The 19,260-nt window shown below is 63.4% G+C and carries 14 protein-coding genes; 10 read left to right on the plus strand and 4 right to left on the minus strand.

Annotated features, from left to right (window positions below; all coding sequences use genetic code 11):
• Nucleotides 1-96 precede the first annotated feature (96 nt).
• From U9R80_RS21825 to U9R80_RS21835, 3 genes are all read left to right on the plus strand, one after another.
• Nucleotides 97-3,231, plus strand: a complete 3,135-nt coding sequence (locus U9R80_RS21825; RefSeq protein WP_301841237.1) for a transglycosylase domain-containing protein — start codon at nt 97-99, stop codon at nt 3,229-3,231.
• Nucleotides 3,232-3,379: 148 nt separating this feature from the next.
• Nucleotides 3,380-3,943, plus strand: a complete 564-nt coding sequence (locus tag U9R80_RS21830) for a PadR family transcriptional regulator (protein ID WP_301841236.1) — start codon at nt 3,380-3,382, stop codon at nt 3,941-3,943.
• Complete coding sequence (locus tag U9R80_RS21835; protein ID WP_301841235.1) at nt 3,940-4,710, plus strand: siderophore-interacting protein; 771 nt, start codon at nt 3,940-3,942, stop codon at nt 4,708-4,710. The genes U9R80_RS21830 and U9R80_RS21835 overlap by 4 nt, the downstream gene beginning before the upstream one ends.
• 10 nt (nt 4,711-4,720) lie before the next feature.
• On the opposite strand, the gene U9R80_RS21840 is transcribed toward U9R80_RS21835, so the two are convergent.
• Together U9R80_RS21840 and U9R80_RS21845 are read right to left on the minus strand one after the other, a co-directional pair.
• Nucleotides 4,721-5,353 carry a Pr6Pr family membrane protein gene (locus tag U9R80_RS21840; RefSeq protein WP_301841234.1) on the minus strand — a complete coding sequence of 211 codons (633 nt, stop codon included), beginning with the start codon at nt 5,351-5,353 and terminating at the stop codon, nt 4,721-4,723.
• Nucleotides 5,354-5,378: 25 nt separating this feature from the next.
• Nucleotides 5,379-5,600: a VF530 family protein gene (locus U9R80_RS21845; RefSeq protein WP_301841233.1), complete on the minus strand. Its 222-nt coding sequence runs from the start codon at nt 5,598-5,600 to the stop codon at nt 5,379-5,381.
• Nucleotides 5,601-5,803: 203 nt separating this feature from the next.
• Here U9R80_RS21845 and U9R80_RS21850 point away from each other — a divergent pair, with 203 nt between their 5' ends.
• The 7 genes from U9R80_RS21850 to cmoB all read left to right on the plus strand — a co-directional run bounded on the left by U9R80_RS21850 (nt 5,804) and on the right by cmoB (nt 16,735).
• Entirely contained in the window at nt 5,804-7,849 is a 2,046-nt protein-coding gene (locus tag U9R80_RS21850) for a TonB-dependent receptor (protein WP_301841232.1), read from the plus strand.
• A gap of 249 nt (nt 7,850-8,098) precedes the next feature.
• Nucleotides 8,099-9,457: a carbohydrate porin gene (locus tag U9R80_RS21855; protein WP_301841231.1), complete on the plus strand. Its 1,359-nt coding sequence runs from the start codon at nt 8,099-8,101 to the stop codon at nt 9,455-9,457.
• A 61-nt stretch (nt 9,458-9,518) separates the two neighbouring features.
• Nucleotides 9,519-11,927: a glucose/quinate/shikimate family membrane-bound PQQ-dependent dehydrogenase gene (locus U9R80_RS21860; RefSeq protein ID WP_301841230.1), complete on the plus strand. Its 2,409-nt coding sequence runs from the start codon at nt 9,519-9,521 to the stop codon at nt 11,925-11,927.
• A 129-nt stretch (nt 11,928-12,056) separates the two neighbouring features.
• Nucleotides 12,057-14,477 carry an endopeptidase La gene (lon, locus tag U9R80_RS21865; protein WP_301841229.1) on the plus strand — a complete coding sequence of 807 codons (2,421 nt, stop codon included), beginning with the start codon at nt 12,057-12,059 and terminating at the stop codon, nt 14,475-14,477.
• 82 nt (nt 14,478-14,559) lie between these two features.
• A complete protein-coding gene (locus tag U9R80_RS21870) occupies nt 14,560-14,952 on the plus strand; it encodes a protease inhibitor I42 family protein (RefSeq protein ID WP_301841228.1) in 393 nt (130 codons plus the stop codon).
• Between the two features lie 86 nt (nt 14,953-15,038).
• Nucleotides 15,039-15,782 (plus strand): carboxy-S-adenosyl-L-methionine synthase CmoA, encoded by a 744-nt coding sequence (cmoA, locus tag U9R80_RS21875; RefSeq protein ID WP_301841227.1) that lies wholly within the window; start codon nt 15,039-15,041, stop codon nt 15,780-15,782.
• Nucleotides 15,779-16,735 carry a tRNA 5-methoxyuridine(34)/uridine 5-oxyacetic acid(34) synthase CmoB gene (cmoB, locus tag U9R80_RS21880; RefSeq protein ID WP_301841226.1) on the plus strand — a complete coding sequence of 319 codons (957 nt, stop codon included), beginning with the start codon at nt 15,779-15,781 and terminating at the stop codon, nt 16,733-16,735. Before cmoA ends, cmoB begins: the two co-directional genes overlap by 4 nt.
• An 842-nt stretch (nt 16,736-17,577) precedes the next feature.
• Here the strand turns inward: cmoB and U9R80_RS21885 are convergent.
• On the minus strand, nt 17,578-17,778 hold the full coding sequence (locus U9R80_RS21885; RefSeq protein ID WP_301841225.1) for a hypothetical protein: 201 nt from the start codon (nt 17,776-17,778) through the stop codon (nt 17,578-17,580).
• Nucleotides 17,779-17,876: 98 nt separating this feature from the next.
• On the minus strand, nt 17,877-19,199 hold the full coding sequence (locus tag U9R80_RS21890; RefSeq protein ID WP_442964920.1) for an OprD family porin: 1,323 nt from the start codon (nt 19,197-19,199) through the stop codon (nt 17,877-17,879).
• Nucleotides 19,200-19,260 lie beyond the last annotated feature (61 nt).

The following is a 19,260-nucleotide window of genomic DNA, read 5'->3' on the forward strand; positions in this document are numbered from 1 at the left end:
ACCATGCCTTACAGGTTCCACAAATTTTTCACCAAACCCGCTCACCGTCTAAGCTTCAGGCAAGCAAGACGAAAATAAGTAGCCGGGCTGAAAACTATGGGCGCATTGTGGCAATCGGAACCATCCAGCAAGGAAGCTCCCCCTGAATCTCTTGAAGAATCACCAGTGCCGAAAAGCCCTCGCCAGCGTCATCTGTGGTGGAGGCTGGTCTGGCTGGTGCTGCTGCTCAGCCTGATCGCCCTTGGACTGGCCATCGCCAATGAAATGCACACCTCGCGGATGCAGTCACGCGAACTCAGCCAGCTCGCCTCGACCCTGACCTACTCCCTGCAACCGGGGCCCAGCGATGCGATCATCTACCCCGGCGACGGCCCCTTCGACCAACGCCTGGGCTACAGCGCCCTGGGCGACTTCCTGCCGCGCCTGCTCAAGCGCGACTATGTCATCAGTGAGCAGGTGCATTTTTCGCCCGCACTGATGAACTACACCGAGCACGGCTTCTTCGTGCCCTACAAGGAAAAGATCCAGACCGGCCTGTCGATCACCGACTGCAAGGGTGACGTGCTCTACCAGTACCACTACCCGCAATACCTGTACCCGGACTTCGACGCGATCCCCCCGGTCATCGTCAACAGCCTGCTGTTCATCGAAAACCGTGACCTGCTCGACCCCAACGACCCCTACGCCAACCCGGCGGTGGACTGGCCACGCTTCGCCAAGGCCGCCTACAGCCAGGTGGCCAAGTACCTGGCCCTGCCCGGCCAGTCCGCCGGCGGCAGCACCCTGGCAACCCAGCTGGAAAAATACCGTCACTCGCCCGACGGCCTGACCGTGTCGGGCAGCGAGAAGATCCGCCAGATGATTTCCGCCAGCGTGCGCGCCTACCAGGGAGGGCCCGAGACCCTCGAGTCCCGCCAGCGCATCGTGCGTGATTACCTCAACAGCGTGCCGCTCTCGGCGGTGCCCGGCCACGGTGAAGTGCATGGCATGGCCGAAGGCCTGCGGGTCTGGTACGGCGCCGACTTTGCCCAGGTCAACGACATCCTGACCTCAACCGCAACCGACCCTCAAAGCATGGCGGCGCGGGGCCTGGCGCTGCGCCAGGTGCTGTCGTTGATGATTGCCCAGCGTCGGCCTTCGCACTTTTTGTCCAAAGGTCGCAACGAGCTGGCCGAACTGACCGACAGCCACATCCGCGTCCTGGCGGCCAGCAATATTGTCGACCGCCCGTTGGCCGATGCCGCGCTGGCCAGCAAGGCCACCTTCCGCGACTGGGTGGCGCAACCCACCATCGTGCCAATCGTCACCAACAAGGGCATCAGCGTGGCCCGCAGCCGCTTGTCCCTGGCCCTGGCCCGGCCGCTCTACGACCTCGACCGCCTCGACCTCTCAGCCACCAGCACCTTGCAGTCGGACCTGCAAGGGCAGGTCAGCCAGTACCTCAAGGACCTCGCCGACCCGGCCTTTGCGGAGAAAATCGGGCTGTTTGGCGAGCGCTTGCTGACCCCCACCAGCACCACCCAGGTCCGCTACAGCTTCACCTTGCTCGAACGCACCGCTAATGGCTCGCGGGTGCGAGTGCAGACCGACAGCACCGACCAGCCCTTCGACATCAATGAAGGCAGCAAGCTGGAGCTGGGTTCCACCGCCAAGCTGCGGGTGCTGACCAGCTACCTGGAAATCGTCGCCGAGCTGCACGACAAGTATGCCGATACCCCCGCCGCAGACCTGAAGAAGGTCGAGGTAGCTGAACTGGACTTCATCACCCGATGGGCCATCGACTACCTGATCCAGAATAAGGATCGCAACATCGTCGCGATGCTCGATGCAGCGCTCAACCGCAAATATTCGGCAAGCCCTGGCGAAGCGTTCTTCACCGGCGGCGGCATGCATGTGTTCAACAACTTTCGCAAGGAAGACAACGGCCGCATCCCGACGCTCAAGGACGCGCTGCGCGAGTCGATCAACCTGCCCTTCATTCGCCTGATGCGTGATCTGGTGCGCTACAGCACCTACCAGACGCCGGGCAACAGCGTGGCGCTGCTCAGGGACGACGCCGAGCCACGGCGCCAGGAGTACCTGGCGCGCTTTGCCGACAAGGAAGGCACCGACTACCTGCGCAGGTTCTGGAAAAAGTACCAGCGCAAGACTTCCCAGCAGCGCCTGGACACCTTCCTCGACAGCCTGCGGATCACCCCGATCCGCCTGGCCGCCGTGCACCGTTACCTGTTCCCCGAAGCCGACCAGGCCACCTTCAATGCCTTCGTCCAGGCGCACCTGAAAAAGGACCGGCTGGACAACAAGCGGGCGCCCAGCAAGCAAGACACGGTGACCGAGAAACGTCTGGACGACATGTACTACGCCTACGGCCCGGGCAAGTTCGACCTGCCCGACCAGGGCTTTGTCGCCAAGGTCCATCCGCTGGACCTGTGGCTGCTGGGCTACTTGCTCAAGAACCCCAGCGCCAGCTTCCAGGACGCGGTGCAAGCCAGTCAGTTCGAGCGCCAGGAAGTCTACGGCTGGCTGTTCAAGAGCAAGCACAAAGGCGCTCGCGACAGCCGTATCCGTACCCTGGTGGAAATCGAAGCCTTCCTGGATATCCATCGGCGCTGGAAGCGGGTCGGCTATCCGTTCGATCACCTGGTGCCGTCGCTGGCCACCGCCATCGGTAGCTCCGGCGACCGCCCGGCGGCCTTGGCCGAGCTGGTCGGCATCATTCAGAACGACGGCATCCGCCTGCCGGTGCTGCGTATCGACACCCTTCACTTTGCCGCCGACACGCCTTACGAAACACGTCTCGCCGGGGACCCTGACCTGGGCCAGCGGGTGCTTTCGGTAGAAGTCGCCCAAGCGCTGCGCGGGGCCCTTTCGCAAGTGGTCGATGCCGGGACCGCGCGCCGGGTGTCTGGCAGCTTCAAGCTCAACGACGGTACGCCCATGGTCATGGGTGGCAAGACCGGTACCGGTGACAACCGCCTCGAAAGCTGGGGTGCCGGTGGCCGTTTGCTGGGGTCCAAGGCCATTAACCGCACGGCGACCTTCGTGTTCTTCCTGGGCGACAACCACTTCGGCACCCTCACCGCCTTCGTACCGGGCCGGGCCGCCGAGCAGTTCAAGTTCACGTCGGCATTGCCGGTGCAGGTGCTCAAGGGCATGGCGCCGATCCTCACGCCTTACCTGCAACCGGGCAGCCACACCCTGTGCAAGGCTCCCCAAGTGGCCCAGCAGTAAGCCGATTCAACCCACCCGGGTGCATTGACTGCACCCGGGTTTTCTTTCGCCCGCCAACGTCATGAGAAATATTCTCAATCTCAACGCTTGCCTAAAGATATATCTTGAGTAATATCTGGAGATACATCTAACGCAATCGGAGATTCCCATGCGTGACCATCATGCCCACCGTGACCATGGCGAACGCCATGACGGTTTTGAACGCCGCCATGGCCGTGGCGATCGCGGCCCGCGCGTATTCGCCCCCGGCGACCTGAAACTGCTGCTGTTGTCGATGCTGGCCGAGCAGCCCTGCCACGGCTACGACCTGATCCGCCAGATCGAAACCCTGTTTGGCGGCAACTACAGCCCAAGCCCCGGCGTGATCTACCCCACCTTGACCTTTCTTGAAGAGAGCGAGCTGATCGTCGGCCAGGTCCATGGCAGCAAGAAGCTCTACAGCGTCACGCCTGCCGGTGTCACGGCCCTGGCCGAGCAGGCTGTCGCCCTGGATGGCGTGCGCATGCGCATCGAGGTCAGCAAGCGCTCGCTGTTCGGCCACGACCGTCCAGCAGAGATCCACGAAGCGGTACACAACCTGCGTCATGCCCTGCAGATGCACAGCGGCCGCTGGAACCCGGAAGAAATCGAGCGGGTGCGTACCCTGCTCAACAACACTGCCAAGGCCATCGTTGCAGGACCGGCCACGGCGCCTACGGAGAAGTCCCAATGAGTGTCAGCGAAAACACCGCGATCCATCGCGTGAACCACGAAATCAAACACCGCCGCCTGGATGTACTGAAGGTCACCGACCTGACCCCGCGCATGCGCCGCATCACCGTCGGCGGGCCGCAACTGCAAGGCTTCATCAGTGTCGGCAGTGACGATCACATCAAGCTGCTGTTCGCCACCTCGCCAGAAGAGCAAGTGGCGCTGGACAACCTCGACTTTGGCCGCGACACCTGGCGCCCGACCATGCGCGAGTACACCCCGCGCCGCATCGACCTGGCGGCTGGTGAGCTGGATATCGACTTTGTGCTGCACGGCGATGGCCCTGCCTCCACCTGGGCTGCCCAGGTGGAAGTCGGCCAGGTCCTGAACATCGCGGGCCCACGTGCCTCCATGGTGGTGCCGGATATCTTTGACAGTTACCTGCTGATCGGCGACGAAACGGCGATTCCGGCCATTGCCCGGCGCCTGGAAGAACTGCCAGCCACCCGCAAGGTACTGGCGGTGATCGAGATCGAAGACGCGCAGGAGCAACAGCCCCTGGCAAGCAAGGCCCAGGTGGAAGTGATCTGGGTGCAGCGCCATCAACAAGCGCTGCTCGACGTGGTGAAAGCGCTGACGCTGCCTGAGGGTCAGTTGTACACCTGGGTCGCGCTGGAGAAGAGCCTGACCCGCCAGGCCAAGCGTTTGTTGATCGACGAGAAAGGCGTGAAGGAAGACCTGATCAAAGCCGCCGCCTACTGGCGCCTTGATCCGAACGACGACGCGTAACACGGCACCATCAGGGTTGCGTCCTGGCCTTGGCCAGGCGCCCGCCCTGCCAATGATCCAGGCCCAGGATCAGCAGGCCGATGGCGATGAAGCCCAGCAGTATCGCCAGGGCGTTGATCAACACCTGCCCATAGCCAAGGGTCGCCACATCGATAAAGGGGTAGGGATAGACACCTATCGAATGCCCGCGCAGCAGCGCATAGGCAAAATACCCCACCGGATACAGCAGCCAGGCCAGCAGGTGCTTGATGCGCAAGGTGCCCTTGTCTACGCAGCACCACCAGTACACGACGAACAACAGCGGCATGACGTCGTGCAGCAACTCATCCGCCAGCCATTGCCAACCTTGTGGGTGCCACAGGTGACGCAATAACAGGCTGTAGGCAAGCCCGACCAGGACGATACTGGCCGCGATGCCGCCACTGACGCTGGGTGCGAGAAAAAATCGCCGCGAGGCCGACGCCCTGCCAAATGCCGCCTGCGTGAGCACCACCGCAACCAGGGTATTGCTCAGCACGGTGAAGTAACTGAAGAAGTTCACCAGGCCGCCGATCAGGCTGGCCTGCTCCTGCCAACGTACCAGCAAGACAAGGTACATCTGGATCGCCAGCGCGCTCCAGCCCAGGCATGCGGCCAGACCCATCGCGCCCCTGCGCCCGTCCATGGCGTTAGCGGCCGCGCTGCAGCTTCAGGTACAGGCGTTCGACTTTCTCCCTCGCCCAGGGGGTCTTGCGCAGGAAAGTCAGGCTCGACTTGATGCTCGGATCACTCTTGAAGCAGCGAATATCAATGCGCTGGGCCAGCCCTTCCCATTGGTAGTGCTCCACCAGCTTGGTGAGGATCTGCTCCAGGGTCACGCCATGCAGCGGATTGGGGTTGGCAGTGGTCATTGCTGTGCTCCAGTGGATCAAAAGGTGCGCACCTTAGCCCAGTCTCCCGTCGTTTACACGCAGGAACGGGCTTGCCTTGCGATCAGGCCAGTGCAGCTGTTGCCTGGATTATGGCTGATCGCGAGAAAAGCCCGCTGCCACAGATGAATAAGCAATGTTATATTGTAACAACACTATAACACTGCCAAGGACTTCTCCCCCTCATGCGCCTCTCCCCCCTTGCCGCCGCCCTCTGGCTCGTCTCTCCCTTGAGCCTGGCGGTCGAGCTTCAAACCCAGGTCATCACCGCCAACCCGCTGGGCACCGGCGAACTGGCCGCGCCGACCACCGTACTTGAAGGCGACGACCTGGCCCTGCAGCAAAAAGGCAGCCTCGGCCAGACCCTGAGCAATCAACCGGGCGTCTCTTCCACCTGGTTCGGTCCCGGCGCCAGCCGCCCGATAATCCGCGGGCTGGACGGCGACCGTATCCGCATTCTGCGCAACGGCGTCGGAGCCCTCGATGCCTCGTCACTGTCGTATGACCACGCCGTGCCTCTGGACCCGGCCACCGTGGATCGCATCGAAATCGTCCGCGGCCCGGCCGCCCTGCTCTATGGCGGCAACGCCATTGGCGGTGTGGTCAACAGCTTCGACAATCGCATCCCCACCGCGCCCATCGACGGCATTCAAGGTGCGGGCGAATTGCGCTACGGCGGCGCCGATACCACCCGCAGCAGCGCCGGCAAGCTTGAAGCCGGTGACGGCCGCTTCGCCCTGCACCTGGACGCCAACAGCCGGCAGTTCAACGACCTGCGCATTCCCGGCTATGCGCGAAGCGCCAAAGTGCGCGATGCCGACGACCCGGGCAGCCGCAACAAACTGGAAAACAGTGATGGCCGCCAGGATGGCGGTGCCGTGGGTGGTGCCTACCACTGGGATCACGGCTATGCGGGCCTTTCCTTCAGCCGCTACGACTCCAACTACGGTTCGGTGGCCGAGCCCGGCGTGCGCCTGGACATGCAGCAGGATCACTACGGCTTCGCCTCTGAACTGCGGGACCTGGAAGGCCCGTTCAGTTCGCTGAAATTCGATGTCGGCTACACCGACTACCAGCACCGCGAACTGGAGGGTGGCGACGTACACACCACCTTCAAGAACAAAGGCTACGAAGCGCGGGTCGAGGCCCGGCATCAGCCGCTGGGGCCGGTTGAGGGTGTGATTGGCGCGCAGGTCAGCCGCAACGAGTTTTCCGCCCTGGGCGAAGAAGCCTTCGTGCCGCAGACCGATACCGACACCCTGGCGCTGTTCATGCTCGAGCAGTGGCAGGCCACCGAACGCCTGAACCTGAGCCTGGGCGGACGACTGGAACACACGCGAGTGGACCCCGACAGCCAGGGCAGCGAACGCTTCGCCCACGCCGACAGCGCGGCCAGCTTCACCGCCGCCAGCCTGTCGTCCGGCGCCGTCTATGAGCTGACGCCCATCTGGTCGCTGGCGGCCACCCTGGGGTACACCGAACGCGCCCCGACCTTCTACGAGCTGTACGCCAACGGTGCCCACGTCGCCACCGGCACCTATGAAGTGGGCGACCCGAACCTGAGCAAGGAAAAAGCGATCTCCAGCGACCTGGCCCTGCGCTTTGACAACGGCGTGCACAAAGGCAGCGTCGGGGTGTTCTACAGCCACTTCCGCAATTACATCGGGCTGCTGGCCAGCGGCAACATGCGCGAGGGCCACGACCATGGCGGTGAAGATCACGATCATGACCATGACCATGACCATGATCACGACCACGCCGGCGACGTCCCCGAGTACCTGTACCGCGGTGTAGCTGCGCGCTTCTACGGCATCGAGGCCCAGGACCGCTGGCAACTGCTGCAAAACCGCTATGGCAGCTTTGCCCTGGAGTTGTCGGGCGACTACACCCGGGCCAAGAACCTGGACAGCGGCGAAGACCTGCCGCGTATCGCCCCGCTGCGCCTGAACAGTGGCTTGCTGTGGGAGCTGGACCGCTGGCAGGCGAGGGTCGATGTGCAACACGCCAGCGCCCAGCACAAAAAGCCCGCCAATGAGACCAGCACCGATGGCTACACCACCCTGGGCGCCAGCGTGGGGTATCGCTTCGAGGTCGGCCAGAGCCAGTGGCTGGCCTTCGTGCGGGGTGAAAACCTCACCGACCAGACCGTGCGCTACGCCAGCTCCATCCTGCGCGACATCGCCCCGGCACCGGGACGCAGCGTAGAAGTAGGCCTGCGCACCACCTTCTGACCGTAGGAGCGGGCTTGCCCCGCGATAGCGATGTGAGAGGCGCACCGCAATCGCGGGGCAAGCCCGCTCCTACGACGTTGCGCAACGGTGCCTTTTGCCGATTTGACTTTTTTTCTTACAAATTCAGCTATATCCTCCCCGCCGCAAGCTGAACCGCTTCAGTCAACTCCCCTGCAGCCTTATCGCCGACGATCCTCAGGACGCGGCCGACTTGCCGTTTTTTCAATAATCAAAAGATAGCGCTATCTCATGCCTCAGATTCATCGTTTCCGCTTTTCCCCCGCCACCCGGACACTGCTTTCGGGTCTGGCCATTGCCAGCCTGGCCCCTTGCGCCCAGGCTGCGGCGATGTTCGCCAGCGACTCGCCATGGATGCTTGGCGATTGGGGCGGCACCCGCACGGAGCTGGCAGAACGCGGCTACGACTTCACCCTCGGCTACACCGGCGAGATGGGCGCCAATCTCGACGGCGGTTATGACGACGATCAAACCGCACGCTACAGCGGCCAGTTCGCCCTGGGCACTCACCTGGACCTGCAGAAGATCCTCGGCTGGCACGATGCCGAGTTCCAGCTGACCGTGACCGAGCGCCACGGCAACAACATCAGCAACGACCGTATCAACGACCCGCGGGTCGGAGGCTTCACCTCGGCCCAGGAAGTCTGGGGCCGCGGTCAGACCTGGCGGCTGACGCAGATGTGGATCAAGCAGAAATACTTCGACGGCGCCCTGGATGTGAAATTCGGCCGCTTCGGCCAGGGCGAAGACTTCAACAGTTTCCCCTGCGACTTCCAGAACCTGGCGTTCTGCGGCTCCCAGGTGGGCAACTGGGCGGGTGACATCTGGTACAACTGGCCCGTCAGCCAGTGGGCCCTGCGGGTCAAGTACAACCTCACACCCGAGCTGTACGCGCAAATCGGCGCCTACGAGCAGAACCCTTCCAACCTGGATCGCGACAACGGCTTCAAGCTCAGCGGCAGCGGCACCCAGGGTGCGGTGATCCCGGTCGAACTGGTCTGGAGCCCGGCAGTCAACGGCCTGAAAGGGGAATATCGCGCCGGTTACTACTACAGTAATGCCAAGGCAACTGATGTCTACAAGGACAGCAACGACCAACCGGCAGCACTCAGCGGCCAGGCTTATCGCAGCAGCTCGAGCAAGCACGGTTTCTGGCTCGGTGCCCAGCAGCAGGTGACGTCGCAAGCGTCCGACCACTCCCGTGGCCTGAGCGTGTTCGCCAACGCCACGTTGCACGACAAGAAGACCAATGCCATCGACAACTATGTTCAGGCAGGTGTGGTGTACAAGGGGCCCTTCGATGCCCGTGCCAAGGACGACATCGGCTTCGCCCTCGCCCGCGTGCACGTCAACCCTGCCTACCGCAAGAACGCCCGGGCCATCAACGAAGCCTCAGGCATCACCGATTTCGACAATCCCGCCTACCGCCCGGTGCAGGACACCGAGTACAGCGCCGAGCTGTACTACGGCATCCACTTGGCCGACTGGCTGACCGTGCGCCCGAACCTGCAATACATCCGTCATCCCGGTGGCGTGAACCAGGTCGATGACGCGCTGATCGGCGGGATCAAGATCCAGAGCAGCTTCTAACCAGACAACTGACTGAACCGGGCCCCGGCCTGACCCCTTTTGACCTAACGGAGAACACACGATGAGCACTGATGGTGCCTTGAGTAGAACCCGCTGGCTGCCGCGCCTGATCGGCGTGCTGTTGCTGCTGATGGGCCTGGCCCTGCTGGCCGGTGGCATCAAGCTGAGCCAGCTCGGCGGCTCGCTGTATTACCTGATCGCCGGTATTGGCTTTGCCCTGTCCGGCGTCCTGCTGCTGGCCCTGCGCCGCAATGCCCTGGGCCTGTACGGCCTGGTGCTGCTGGGCAGCACCCTGTGGGCACTGTGGGAAGTCGGCCTGGACTGGTGGCAGCTGGTTCCACGCCTGGCCCTGTGGTTCGCCCTGGGCGTTGTGCTGTTGCTGCCGTGGGCGCGCCGTCCGCTGGCCGGCAACCCGTCAAAGGTCAACACCGGCCTGCTGAGCCTGGCCGTGGTGCTGTCTGGCGCCACCGCCGTGGCCAGCCAGTTCACCAACCCGGGTGAAATCCAGGGCGAGCTGGGCCGCGACACCACCGAGTTCGCCAGCAACGCACCACAGATGCCCGATGGCGAGTGGCAGGCCTATGGCCGCACCGAGTACGGCGACCGCTACTCGCCGCTGCGCCAGATCACCCCGAACAACGTGCACAAGCTTGAAGAAGCCTGGCGCATCCGTACCGGTGACCTGCCGACCGCCAACGACCCGGTGGAACTGACCAACCAGAACACCCCGCTCAAGGTCAACGGCATGCTCTATGCCTGCACCGCCCACAGCAAAGTGCTGGCCCTGGACCCGGACACCGGTGCCGAGATCTGGCGCTTCGATCCGCAGATCAAGAGCCCGGTAGGCTTCAAGGGCTTCGCCCACATGACCTGCCGTGGTGTGTCGTACTACGACGAGAACAACTACGTCAGCGTCGACGGCAGCCCGGCGCCGAAGATCAGCGATGCCGGCCAGGCCGTGGCCCGCGCCTGCCCGCGTCGCCTGTACCTGCCCACCGCTGACGCCCGTCTGATTGCACTGAACGCCGACACCGGCAAGGTGTGCGAAGGCTTCGGCAACCAGGGTGTGATCGACCTGACCACCGGCATCGGCCCGTTCACCGCCGGCGGTTACTACTCCACCTCGCCTGCGGCGATCACCCGCGAACTGGTGATCATCGGCGGCCATGTCACCGATAACGAGTCGACCAACGAACCGTCCGGCGTCATCCGCGCCTACGACGTGCACGACGGCCGCCTGGTGTGGAACTGGGACAGCAACAACCCGGACGAAACCGCGCCACTGGCCCCGGGCAAGACCTACAGCCGCAACTCGGCGAACATGTGGTCGCTGGCCAGTGTCGACGAAAAACTCGGCATGGTGTACCTGCCCCTGGGCAACCAGACCCCTGACCAGTGGGGCGCCGACCGCACCCCGGGCGCCGAGAAGTTCAGCGCCGGCATCGTCGCCCTGGACCTGACCAACGGCAAGGTGCGCTGGAACTACCAGTTCACCCACCACGACCTCTGGGACATGGACGTCGGCAGCCAGCCAACACTGATTGACCTGAAGTCCGACGATGGCGTGAAGCCTGCGCTGATCGCCCCGACCAAACAGGGCAGCCTGTACGTGCTGGACCGTCGCGACGGCACCCCGATCGTGCCGATCCGCGAAATCCCGGCCCCGCAAGGCGCCGTCGAAGGCGACCGCACTGCCCCGACCCAGGCCCGCTCGGATCTGAACCTGCTGGGTCCGGACCTGACCGAACAGGCCATGTGGGGCGCCAGCCCGTTCGACCAGATGCTCTGCCGCATCCAGTTCCGCGAGCTGCGCTACGAAGGCCAGTACACCCCGCCGTCGCTCCAGGGCAGCCTGGTCTACCCGGGTAACGTCGGCGTGTTCAACTGGGGCAGCGTGTCGGTCGACCCGGTGCGCCAGATGATGTTCACCAGCCCCAACTACATGGCGTTCGTGTCGAAGATGGTGCCCCGCGCCGACGTGGCTGCCGGCAGCAAGCGTGAAAGCGAAACCAGCGGTGTGCAGCCGAACACCGGCGCCCCGTATGCGGTGATCATGCACCCGTTCATGTCGCCCCTGGGCGTACCGTGCCAGGCCCCTGCCTGGGGCTATGTGGCCGGCATCGACCTGCTCAGCAAAAAAGTGGTGTGGAAGCACAAGAACGGCACCAGCCGTGACAGCTCGCCCATCCCTATCGGCCTGCCCATCGGCGTGCCGAGCATGGGCGGTTCCATCGTCACCGCCGGTGGCCTGGGCTTCCTGAGCGGCACCCTGGATCAGTACCTGCGTGCCTATGACACCAACACCGGCAAGGAGTTGTGGAAAGCGCGCCTGCCGGCTGGCGGCCAGGCAACCCCGATGACCTACACCGGCAAGGACGGCAAGCAGTACGTCCTGGTGACCGCCGGCGGTCACGGTTCGCTGGGCACCAAGATGGGCGACTATGTGATCGCCTACAAGTTGGCTGAGTAAACCGGCCATCGCGGGGCAAGCCCGCTCCTACGTGTAGGAGCGGGCTTGCCCCGCGATGATCCCCCGCCCCATTGAAACCTCCCCCAACCTGCCCCATCTAAGCACCATAGTCATTGACGCAGGTGCCCCATGAGCGATCAGCAGGATCTACCCGAACATCCCGGAGAAGACGCCGAAATCGAGCATCTCGAGGCCTCCGAGCACACCGGTCGGCACCTGGCCCTGCCCGGCCAGCAGCTACCCGACAAGGTCTACATCATCCCGATCCACAACCGCCCGTTCTTCCCCGCGCAAGTGTTGCCGGTGATCGTCAACGAAGAACCCTGGGCTGAAACCCTGGACCTGGTTGCCAAAAACCCTCACCACTCCCTGGCCCTGTTCTTCATGGACACCCCGCCAGACGATCACCGCCATTTCGACACCTCGGCCCTGCCGCTGTACGGCACCCTGGTCAAGGTGCATCACGCCAGCCGCGAGAACGGCAAACTGCAATTCGTCGCCCAGGGCCTGACCCGGGTCCGTATCCGCACCTGGCTCAAGCACCATCGCCCGCCGTACCTGGTCGAAGTCGAATACCCGCACCAACCGACTGAGCCGACCGACGAGGTCAAGGCCTACGGCATGGCCCTGATCAATGCGATCAAGGAGCTGCTGCCGCTCAACCCGCTATACAGCGAAGAGCTGAAGAACTACCTCAACCGCTTCAGCCCCAACGACCCGTCGCCGTTGACCGACTTCGCCGCAGCGCTGACCTCCGCTACCGGCAATCAGCTGCAGGAAGTGCTCGACTGCGTGCCCATCCTCAAGCGCATGGAAAAAGTCCTGCCGATGCTGCGCAAGGAAGTCGAGGTCGCACGCCTGCAAAACGAGATCTCTGCGGAAGTGAACCGCCAGATCGGCGAGCACCAGCGCGAGTTCTTCCTCAAGGAACAGCTCAAGGTCATCCAGCAGGAGCTTGGCCTGACCAAGGACGACCGCAGCGCCGACCTTGAGCAGTTCGAGCAGCGCCTGCAAGGCAAGACGCTGCCGGCGGCCACCAAAAAGCGCATCGATGAAGAGATGGGCAAGCTGGCGATCCTGGAAACCGGCTCGCCCGAATACGCCGTTACCCGTAACTACCTGGACTGGGCCACCGCCCTGCCCTGGGGGGTGTACGGCAAGGACAAGCTCGACCTCAAGCATGCGCGCAAGGTGCTCGACCAGCACCATGCCGGGCTCGACGACATCAAGGACCGGATCCTCGAATTCCTCGCCGTCGGTGCCTGGAAGGGCGAGATCAGCGGCTCCATCGTCTTGCTGGTGGGCCCGCCGGGCGTGGGCAAGACCAGCATCGGCAAATCCATCGCCGAGTCCCTGGGACGGCCGTTCTACCGCTTCAGCGTCGGCGGCATGCGCGACGAGGCCGAGATCAAGGGCCATCGGCGTACCTACATCGGCGCCCAGCCGGGCAAGCTGGTGCAGGCGCTCAAGGACGTGGAAGTGATGAACCCGGTCATCATGCTCGACGAGATCGACAAGATGGGCCAGAGCTATCAGGGCGACCCCGCCTCGGCGTTGCTCGAAACCCTCGACCCGGAGCAGAACATCGACTTCCTCGACCACTACCTGGACCTGCGCCTGGACCTGTCCAAAGTACTGTTCGTGTGCACCGCCAACACCCTGGACTCGATACCGGGCCCGCTGCTCGACCGTATGGAAGTGATTCGCCTGTCCGGCTACATCACCGAAGAGAAGCTGGCCATTGCCAAACGTCACCTGTGGCCCAAGCAATTGAACAAGGCCGGTGTGGCCAAGACCAGCCTGAGCATCAGTGACAGCGCCCTGCGCCTGGTGATCGAGGGCTATGCCCGCGAAGCCGGCGTGCGCCAGCTGGAAAAACAACTGGGCAAGCTGATACGCAAGGCCGTGGTGCAGTTGCTCGAAGACCCGACGAAAAAAATCAAGATCGGCCCCAAGGACCTCGAAGCCTCACTGGGCATGCCGGTGTTTCGCGCCGAACAGGTGCTGGCGGGCAAAGGCGTCATCACAGGCCTTGCCTGGACCAGCATGGGCGGCGCCACCTTGCCGATCGAGGCCACCCGCATCCACACCCTCAACCGCGGCTTCAAGCTGACCGGCAAGCTGGGCGATGTGATGAAGGAATCGGCCGAGATCGCCTACAGCTACGTCAGTGCCAACTCGAAGAAATTCGGTGGCGACCCGACCTTCTTCAACCAGGCCTTCATCCACTTGCACGTCCCCGAAGGCGCCACGCCCAAAGATGGCCCCAGCGCCGGGGTCACCATGGCCAGCGCCCTGCTGTCCCTGGCCCGCGACCAGGCGCCGAAAAAAGGCGTGGCTATGACCGGCGAGCTGACCTTGACCGGCCAGGTCCTGCCGATAGGCGGGGTACGGGAGAAAGTGATCGCGGCGCGGCGACAGAAGATCTACGAACTGATCCTGCCGGAAGCCAACCGTGGCGACTTCGAAGAGCTGCCGGACTACCTCAAGGAAGGCTTGAGCGTGCATTTCGCCAAGCGCTTCAGCGATGTAGCCAAGGTGTTGTTCTAAAACCTGCCGGCGCGGGCCTGCCCCGCGCCGGCAACCCTTTTCTTCGGTTATGCTGCGCCTTCGTCGACCTACCGGAGCCCCCATGACTGCCGCCCGACTTCTTGTTCCCCTGAGCCTTGCCTTGCTCACCGCCTGTGCCCAGCAGCCCCGCCACAGCATCGCGCTGGACGATCAGGCTGATTGCCCGGTGCAACTGCAGACCGGCCAGCAGCTCACCCTGACCCTGCCCAGCAACCCCAGCACCGGTTACCGCTGGCTGGTGCAGAACCCGGCCAACAGCATCCTGCGCAGCCTCGGCCCCGAGGTGTACAGCCATCCGGAAGATGCCGGCGTGGTCGGCAGCGCCGGGCAGTCGGTGTGGCGCTATCAGGCACAGGCCACCGGCGAAGGCCACCTGATCCTGGTCTACCAGCAACCCTGGGCACCGGAAGTGCGTCCGGTGAAGACCTTCGACTGCGCAATCACGGTGAAGTAAGCCGCGCTGGTCAGCCAGGCCATGCAACTGTCGGCCAGTTTGGCTAAAATGCCGGCCCTTTACCGTACAACGCCTGGATTGCCCCCGTGAGCAAAGAACCCGACCGCCTATTCGCCCAGCCGCTTGGCCAGGTGCCCGACTTCGCCTTCAACGAAGATGTGGTGCGGGTGTTCCCGGACATGATCAAGCGCTCGGTGCCCGGTTACCCGACCATTGTCGAGAACCTCGGCGTGCTCGCCGCCCAGTTCGCCCAGCCGAACACGGCGCTCTACGACCTGGGCAGCTCGCTCGGCGCGGTCACCCAGGCCCTGCGCCGGCATGTGCGCAGCGACGGCTGCCGGGTCATTGCGGTGGACAACTCCGCCGCCATGGTCGAGCGCTGCCGCCAGTACCTCACCGCCCAGGACTCGATGTTCCAGGAGCTGCTGCCGGTGGACGTCATCGAGGGCGATATCCTCGCCCTGGAATTTCAGCCCGCCTCGGTGGTGGCCTTGAACTTCACCCTGCAGTTCATTGCCCCCGAGCAGCGCCTGGCGCTGCTCGGCCGTATTCGCCAGTCGCTGCTGCCCGGTGGCGCGCTGATCCTTTCGGAAAAGCTGCGCTTCAATGACGCCGAGGAACATGCCCTGCTCACCGACCTGCACGTGGCGTTCAAGCGCGCCAATGGCTACAGCGAACTGGAAATCGCCCAGAAGCGCAGCGCCATCGAAAACGTGATGAAGCCCGACAGCCTCGAAGAACACCGCGAGCGTTTGCTGGCGGCCGGTTTCTCCAAGGTCGTGCCCTGGTTCCAATGCCTTAACTTTGCCTCGTTGATTGCCCTGCCATGATTGATCTGTCTCCTCTGGTCCGCCGTCTGGCGGGCACCCCCCTGGCGCAATGGTCGCAAGGCCTGCAAGCGCAACTCGACGCCAAGATGGAGAAAGGTCACGGCGACCTGGAACGCTGGCAGAACGCGCTGGATGCCTTGCCGGCGCTGGTGCCAAGCCAGGTTGACCTGGTCAATGGCCTGAACCTTGATTGCGACTGCGACCCGGACACCCGCGAACGCATGCGCCAGGCACTGATGGGCCTGTCGCCGTGGCGCAAGGGGCCGTTCGACCTGTTCGGCGTGCACGTCGATACCGAATGGCGCTCGGACTGGAAGTGGTCGCGGGTTGCCCCGCACCTGGACCTGGTGGGTAAACGCATTCTGGATGTCGGGTGCGGCAACGGCTATTACCAGTGGCGCATGCTCGGTGCGGGCGCCGACAGCGTGATCGGGGTCGACCCCAACTGGCTGTTCTTCTGCCAGTTCCAGGCCGTTCAACGCTACCTGCCCGAATTGCCGGCCTGGCACCTGCCCTTCGCCCTGGAAGACCTGCCCGCCAACCTTGAAGGTTTCGACACGGTGTTCTCCATGGGCGTGTTCTACCACCGCCGTTCACCCATCGAGCACCTGCTGGCGCTCAAGGACTGCCTGGTCAAGGGCGGCGAGCTGGTCCTCGAAACCCTGGTGGTCGAGGGTGATGAACATCAGGTGCTGGTGCCTGAAGACCGTTACGCCCAGATGCGCAATGTCTGGTTCCTGCCTTCGGTTCCGGCGCTGGAGCGCTGGTTGCGCCGTGCCGGTTTCAGCGATGTGCGTTGTGTGGATGTCAGCGTCACCAGCATTGAGGAACAGCGCAGTACCGACTGGATGCGCTATCAGTCATTGAGCGACTTCCTCGACCCGGCCGACCACAGTCGCACCATCGAAGGTTTGCCTGCCCCGCGTCGTGCGGTGTTAGTGGCGCGTAAGTAAAAGGTTCTTCCCGGAATCCCGGGGCGATGCCCTGGGCTGGGCTGTTGAGGCTGCGAGCTTATCCATTCCATGCGGCGAGGCTGCCGGCCCCTTCCGCCCTTACGGCGGCCTACGTTTCTCTTGGGAAAAGTAGGCAAAACCGCTTGCTCCTGCATACGGCCTCCTAAAGTCGCACGCTGCGGCGCCTGAACGTTCGTGCATGAAGAGCAAGAGCAGCTCCAGCCTGTGGGAGCGGGCTTGCCCCGCGATGGATCTTGAATTTTACCGACAGATCCATGCCTGCCGGTGATCCCACTTCAGCGTTGCACCTGGATGTGCATGACTCTGGGGCCTATCGCGGGGCAAGCCCGCTCCCACCGAGCCCGCTACCTGCTTGTTGGCAGTGGACGTTAATCTCGAAGATGCGTCCTCACAGGCGCCGCCCGTAACTTCGCGACTTCAGGAGGCCGAGTGGAGGGGGCTGGAGGGGGCTGGTGCGCAGCACCCTTCGGCGTAGCCGAAGTCGCGAGCCGTAGACTTGGCGCAGCAAGTCGTAGGCCGCGAAGCCCCTGGAGGACACCGGAGTGAGGGAACCCGGAGCGCAGCGTAGGGCCGTATGCAGGAGCGAGCGGTTTTGGTTCCTTTTGCCAAGACAAAAGGGACCCGCCGTAAGGGCGGAAGGGGCCGTCAGCGTCACCCCATGAAACGGATAAACCCACAACCGCAAAACCAACACCCACACCCACACCCACCCAAGAATCAGAACCCCAGAACTCCGAGAACAACCATAAAAAAAGGCGCCCAAGACGGGCGCCAAAGTTCACCTTTTCCGTTGGAGCGGGAGCTTCAAAGGTGAATAGGGCTTACTTCTTCACGACCTTTTCCTGCTCCGCCTCACGCGCCTTCGACGACGCCACGGCCTGATCCTTATCGCCGTGGACTTGCTCCTGGCTCAGGCGGAAGTTCTCCCAGAACTGCTTCGAGCGCTCCGCGCCACCTTCGGCCAGCGCGGCACTGCTACCCAGGGCCAGAACGCCCATCAGCACATACTTGATCAGGCTCATGTTGCTCACCTCGTGATTGAATTTCAGGACAGTTCAATCTTACGGAGGGCAAGCTAACGGGAAGGTGAGCCGGACATTACAGTGCTGCAAGAAACGCCCTACAAAAGCGTCAGAGGGTACTCGATGATCAAGCGCACCTCGTCCAGGTCCGACTCGAACGCCGTGGCCCGCGTCGTGGCCTGGCGCACCCGCAGTGACAGGTCCTTGAAGCTGCCGCCCTGCACCACGTACTTGGCCTCGATATCCCGCTCCCAGCGCTTCTGGTCATCCAGCGGATTGCCCTCGGCGTCACGGCGCATGTACACCGCGTTGGCGTCGGAATAGTCGATACCGCTGCCGCGTCCGTAGCGGGTCATGAAGGTCAGCCCCGGCACGCCGTAGCCGGCCATGTCGAGGTCGTAGCGCAGCATCCAGGAGCGCTCCTTGGGTGAGTTGAAGTCGCTGTACTGGATCGAGTTGTCGAGGTAGATCGAGTCGGACTGGCGCAGGTAGTCGAAGTCATCGTCACCCTGGTTGCGCTGGTGCGACACTGCCAGGGTATGGGCGCCATAGGTGAGCCCGGTGCGCACGCTCCAGATATCGTTGTCGAACGCACCCAGCAGTTGCTGGCCTTCCTCCTTGGCCTTGTAGTAATTGGCGCTGGTAAAGCCCGTGAGCTTTTCACTGATCGGGTAGCTGTAGCTGGCACCTGCGTAGTACTGGTCCCAGGCATCCTTGAGGCGACTGCTGTAGAGGCTCAGGCTCAGGTTGTCGGTGGCCTGGTAATCACCACCGAAATAGCCGAGCCAGGGTGAATCGACCGGCCCGGCGTAGAAGGTCGAAAAACCATCGCGGTTGTTGCTCGACAGCGGCTGGCTCATTGCATGCAGGCGTCCACCCTGCACGTTCAGCCCCTCGAAGCTGGTGTTTTCCAGGGTCCAGCCGGTGAAGCTCTCCGGCAACAGGCGCGAGTCGCCAAAGTGCACCACGGGGGTGGCCGGGAAGACATCGCCGTATTTGATCTGGGTATCGAACAGACGGGCCTTGAGGGCGCCGCCCAGTTTGCTGAAGTTGCTTGCCGTGTGGCCTTCGCTGTCGACTGGGAGCATGTCGAACGAGCTGCGCCCGCCACTGCGGCCATCACCGCTGTCGAGCTTGAGCGCCAGCATGGCATGGGCATCCAGACCAAAGCCGACGGTACCCTGGGTGTAGCCCGACTCGAAGCGGGCGATAAACGCCTGGGCCCAGGCTTCGGCATAACCGGCCTTGCCGGTGGGTGACTGCTCGCCTTTGCGGTAGTCGCGATTGAAGTAGAAATTGCGGCTGAGCACGCTCAGGCTGCTGTCCTCGATAAAGCCTTCGGGCTGCGTGGCTGCCTGGCTGACGGTACAACTGGCCAAGGCCAGCACGCCGGTGACACAGGCTGTGGTTTTATTCCCCATCTTCATCTCCTGATTGTTGGCAGTACGACGCACGACGGCCGCTGATGCGGCCGCCGTGGGT

Source organism: Pseudomonas sp. JQ170C (genome assembly GCF_035581345.1).
In the GTDB taxonomy this organism is placed as follows: domain Bacteria; phylum Pseudomonadota; class Gammaproteobacteria; order Pseudomonadales; family Pseudomonadaceae; genus Aquipseudomonas.

Excerpts from the sequence above, each read along its gene's own strand:
- U9R80_RS21825 (WP_301841237.1), top strand. The coding sequence starts at position 97 with ATGGGCGCATTGTGGCAATCGGAACCATCCAGCAAGGAAGCTCCCCCT.
- U9R80_RS21830 (WP_301841236.1), top strand. The coding sequence starts at position 3,380 with ATGCGTGACCATCATGCCCACCGTGACCATGGCGAACGCCATGACGGT.
- U9R80_RS21835 (WP_301841235.1), top strand. The coding sequence starts at position 3,940 with ATGAGTGTCAGCGAAAACACCGCGATCCATCGCGTGAACCACGAAATC.
- U9R80_RS21840 (WP_301841234.1), bottom strand. The coding sequence starts at position 5,353 with ATGGGTCTGGCCGCATGCCTGGGCTGGAGCGCGCTGGCGATCCAGATG.
- U9R80_RS21845 (WP_301841233.1), bottom strand. The coding sequence starts at position 5,600 with ATGACCACTGCCAACCCCAATCCGCTGCATGGCGTGACCCTGGAGCAG.
- U9R80_RS21850 (WP_301841232.1), top strand. The coding sequence starts at position 5,804 with ATGCGCCTCTCCCCCCTTGCCGCCGCCCTCTGGCTCGTCTCTCCCTTG.
- U9R80_RS21855 (WP_301841231.1), top strand. The coding sequence starts at position 8,099 with ATGCCTCAGATTCATCGTTTCCGCTTTTCCCCCGCCACCCGGACACTG.
- U9R80_RS21860 (WP_301841230.1), top strand. The coding sequence starts at position 9,519 with ATGAGCACTGATGGTGCCTTGAGTAGAACCCGCTGGCTGCCGCGCCTG.
- lon (WP_301841229.1), top strand. The coding sequence starts at position 12,057 with ATGAGCGATCAGCAGGATCTACCCGAACATCCCGGAGAAGACGCCGAA.
- U9R80_RS21870 (WP_301841228.1), top strand. The coding sequence starts at position 14,560 with ATGACTGCCGCCCGACTTCTTGTTCCCCTGAGCCTTGCCTTGCTCACC.
- cmoB (WP_301841226.1), top strand. The coding sequence starts at position 15,779 with ATGATTGATCTGTCTCCTCTGGTCCGCCGTCTGGCGGGCACCCCCCTG.
- U9R80_RS21885 (WP_301841225.1), bottom strand. The coding sequence starts at position 17,778 with ATGAGCCTGATCAAGTATGTGCTGATGGGCGTTCTGGCCCTGGGTAGC.
- U9R80_RS21890 (WP_442964920.1), bottom strand. The coding sequence starts at position 19,199 with ATGGGGAATAAAACCACAGCCTGTGTCACCGGCGTGCTGGCCTTGGCC.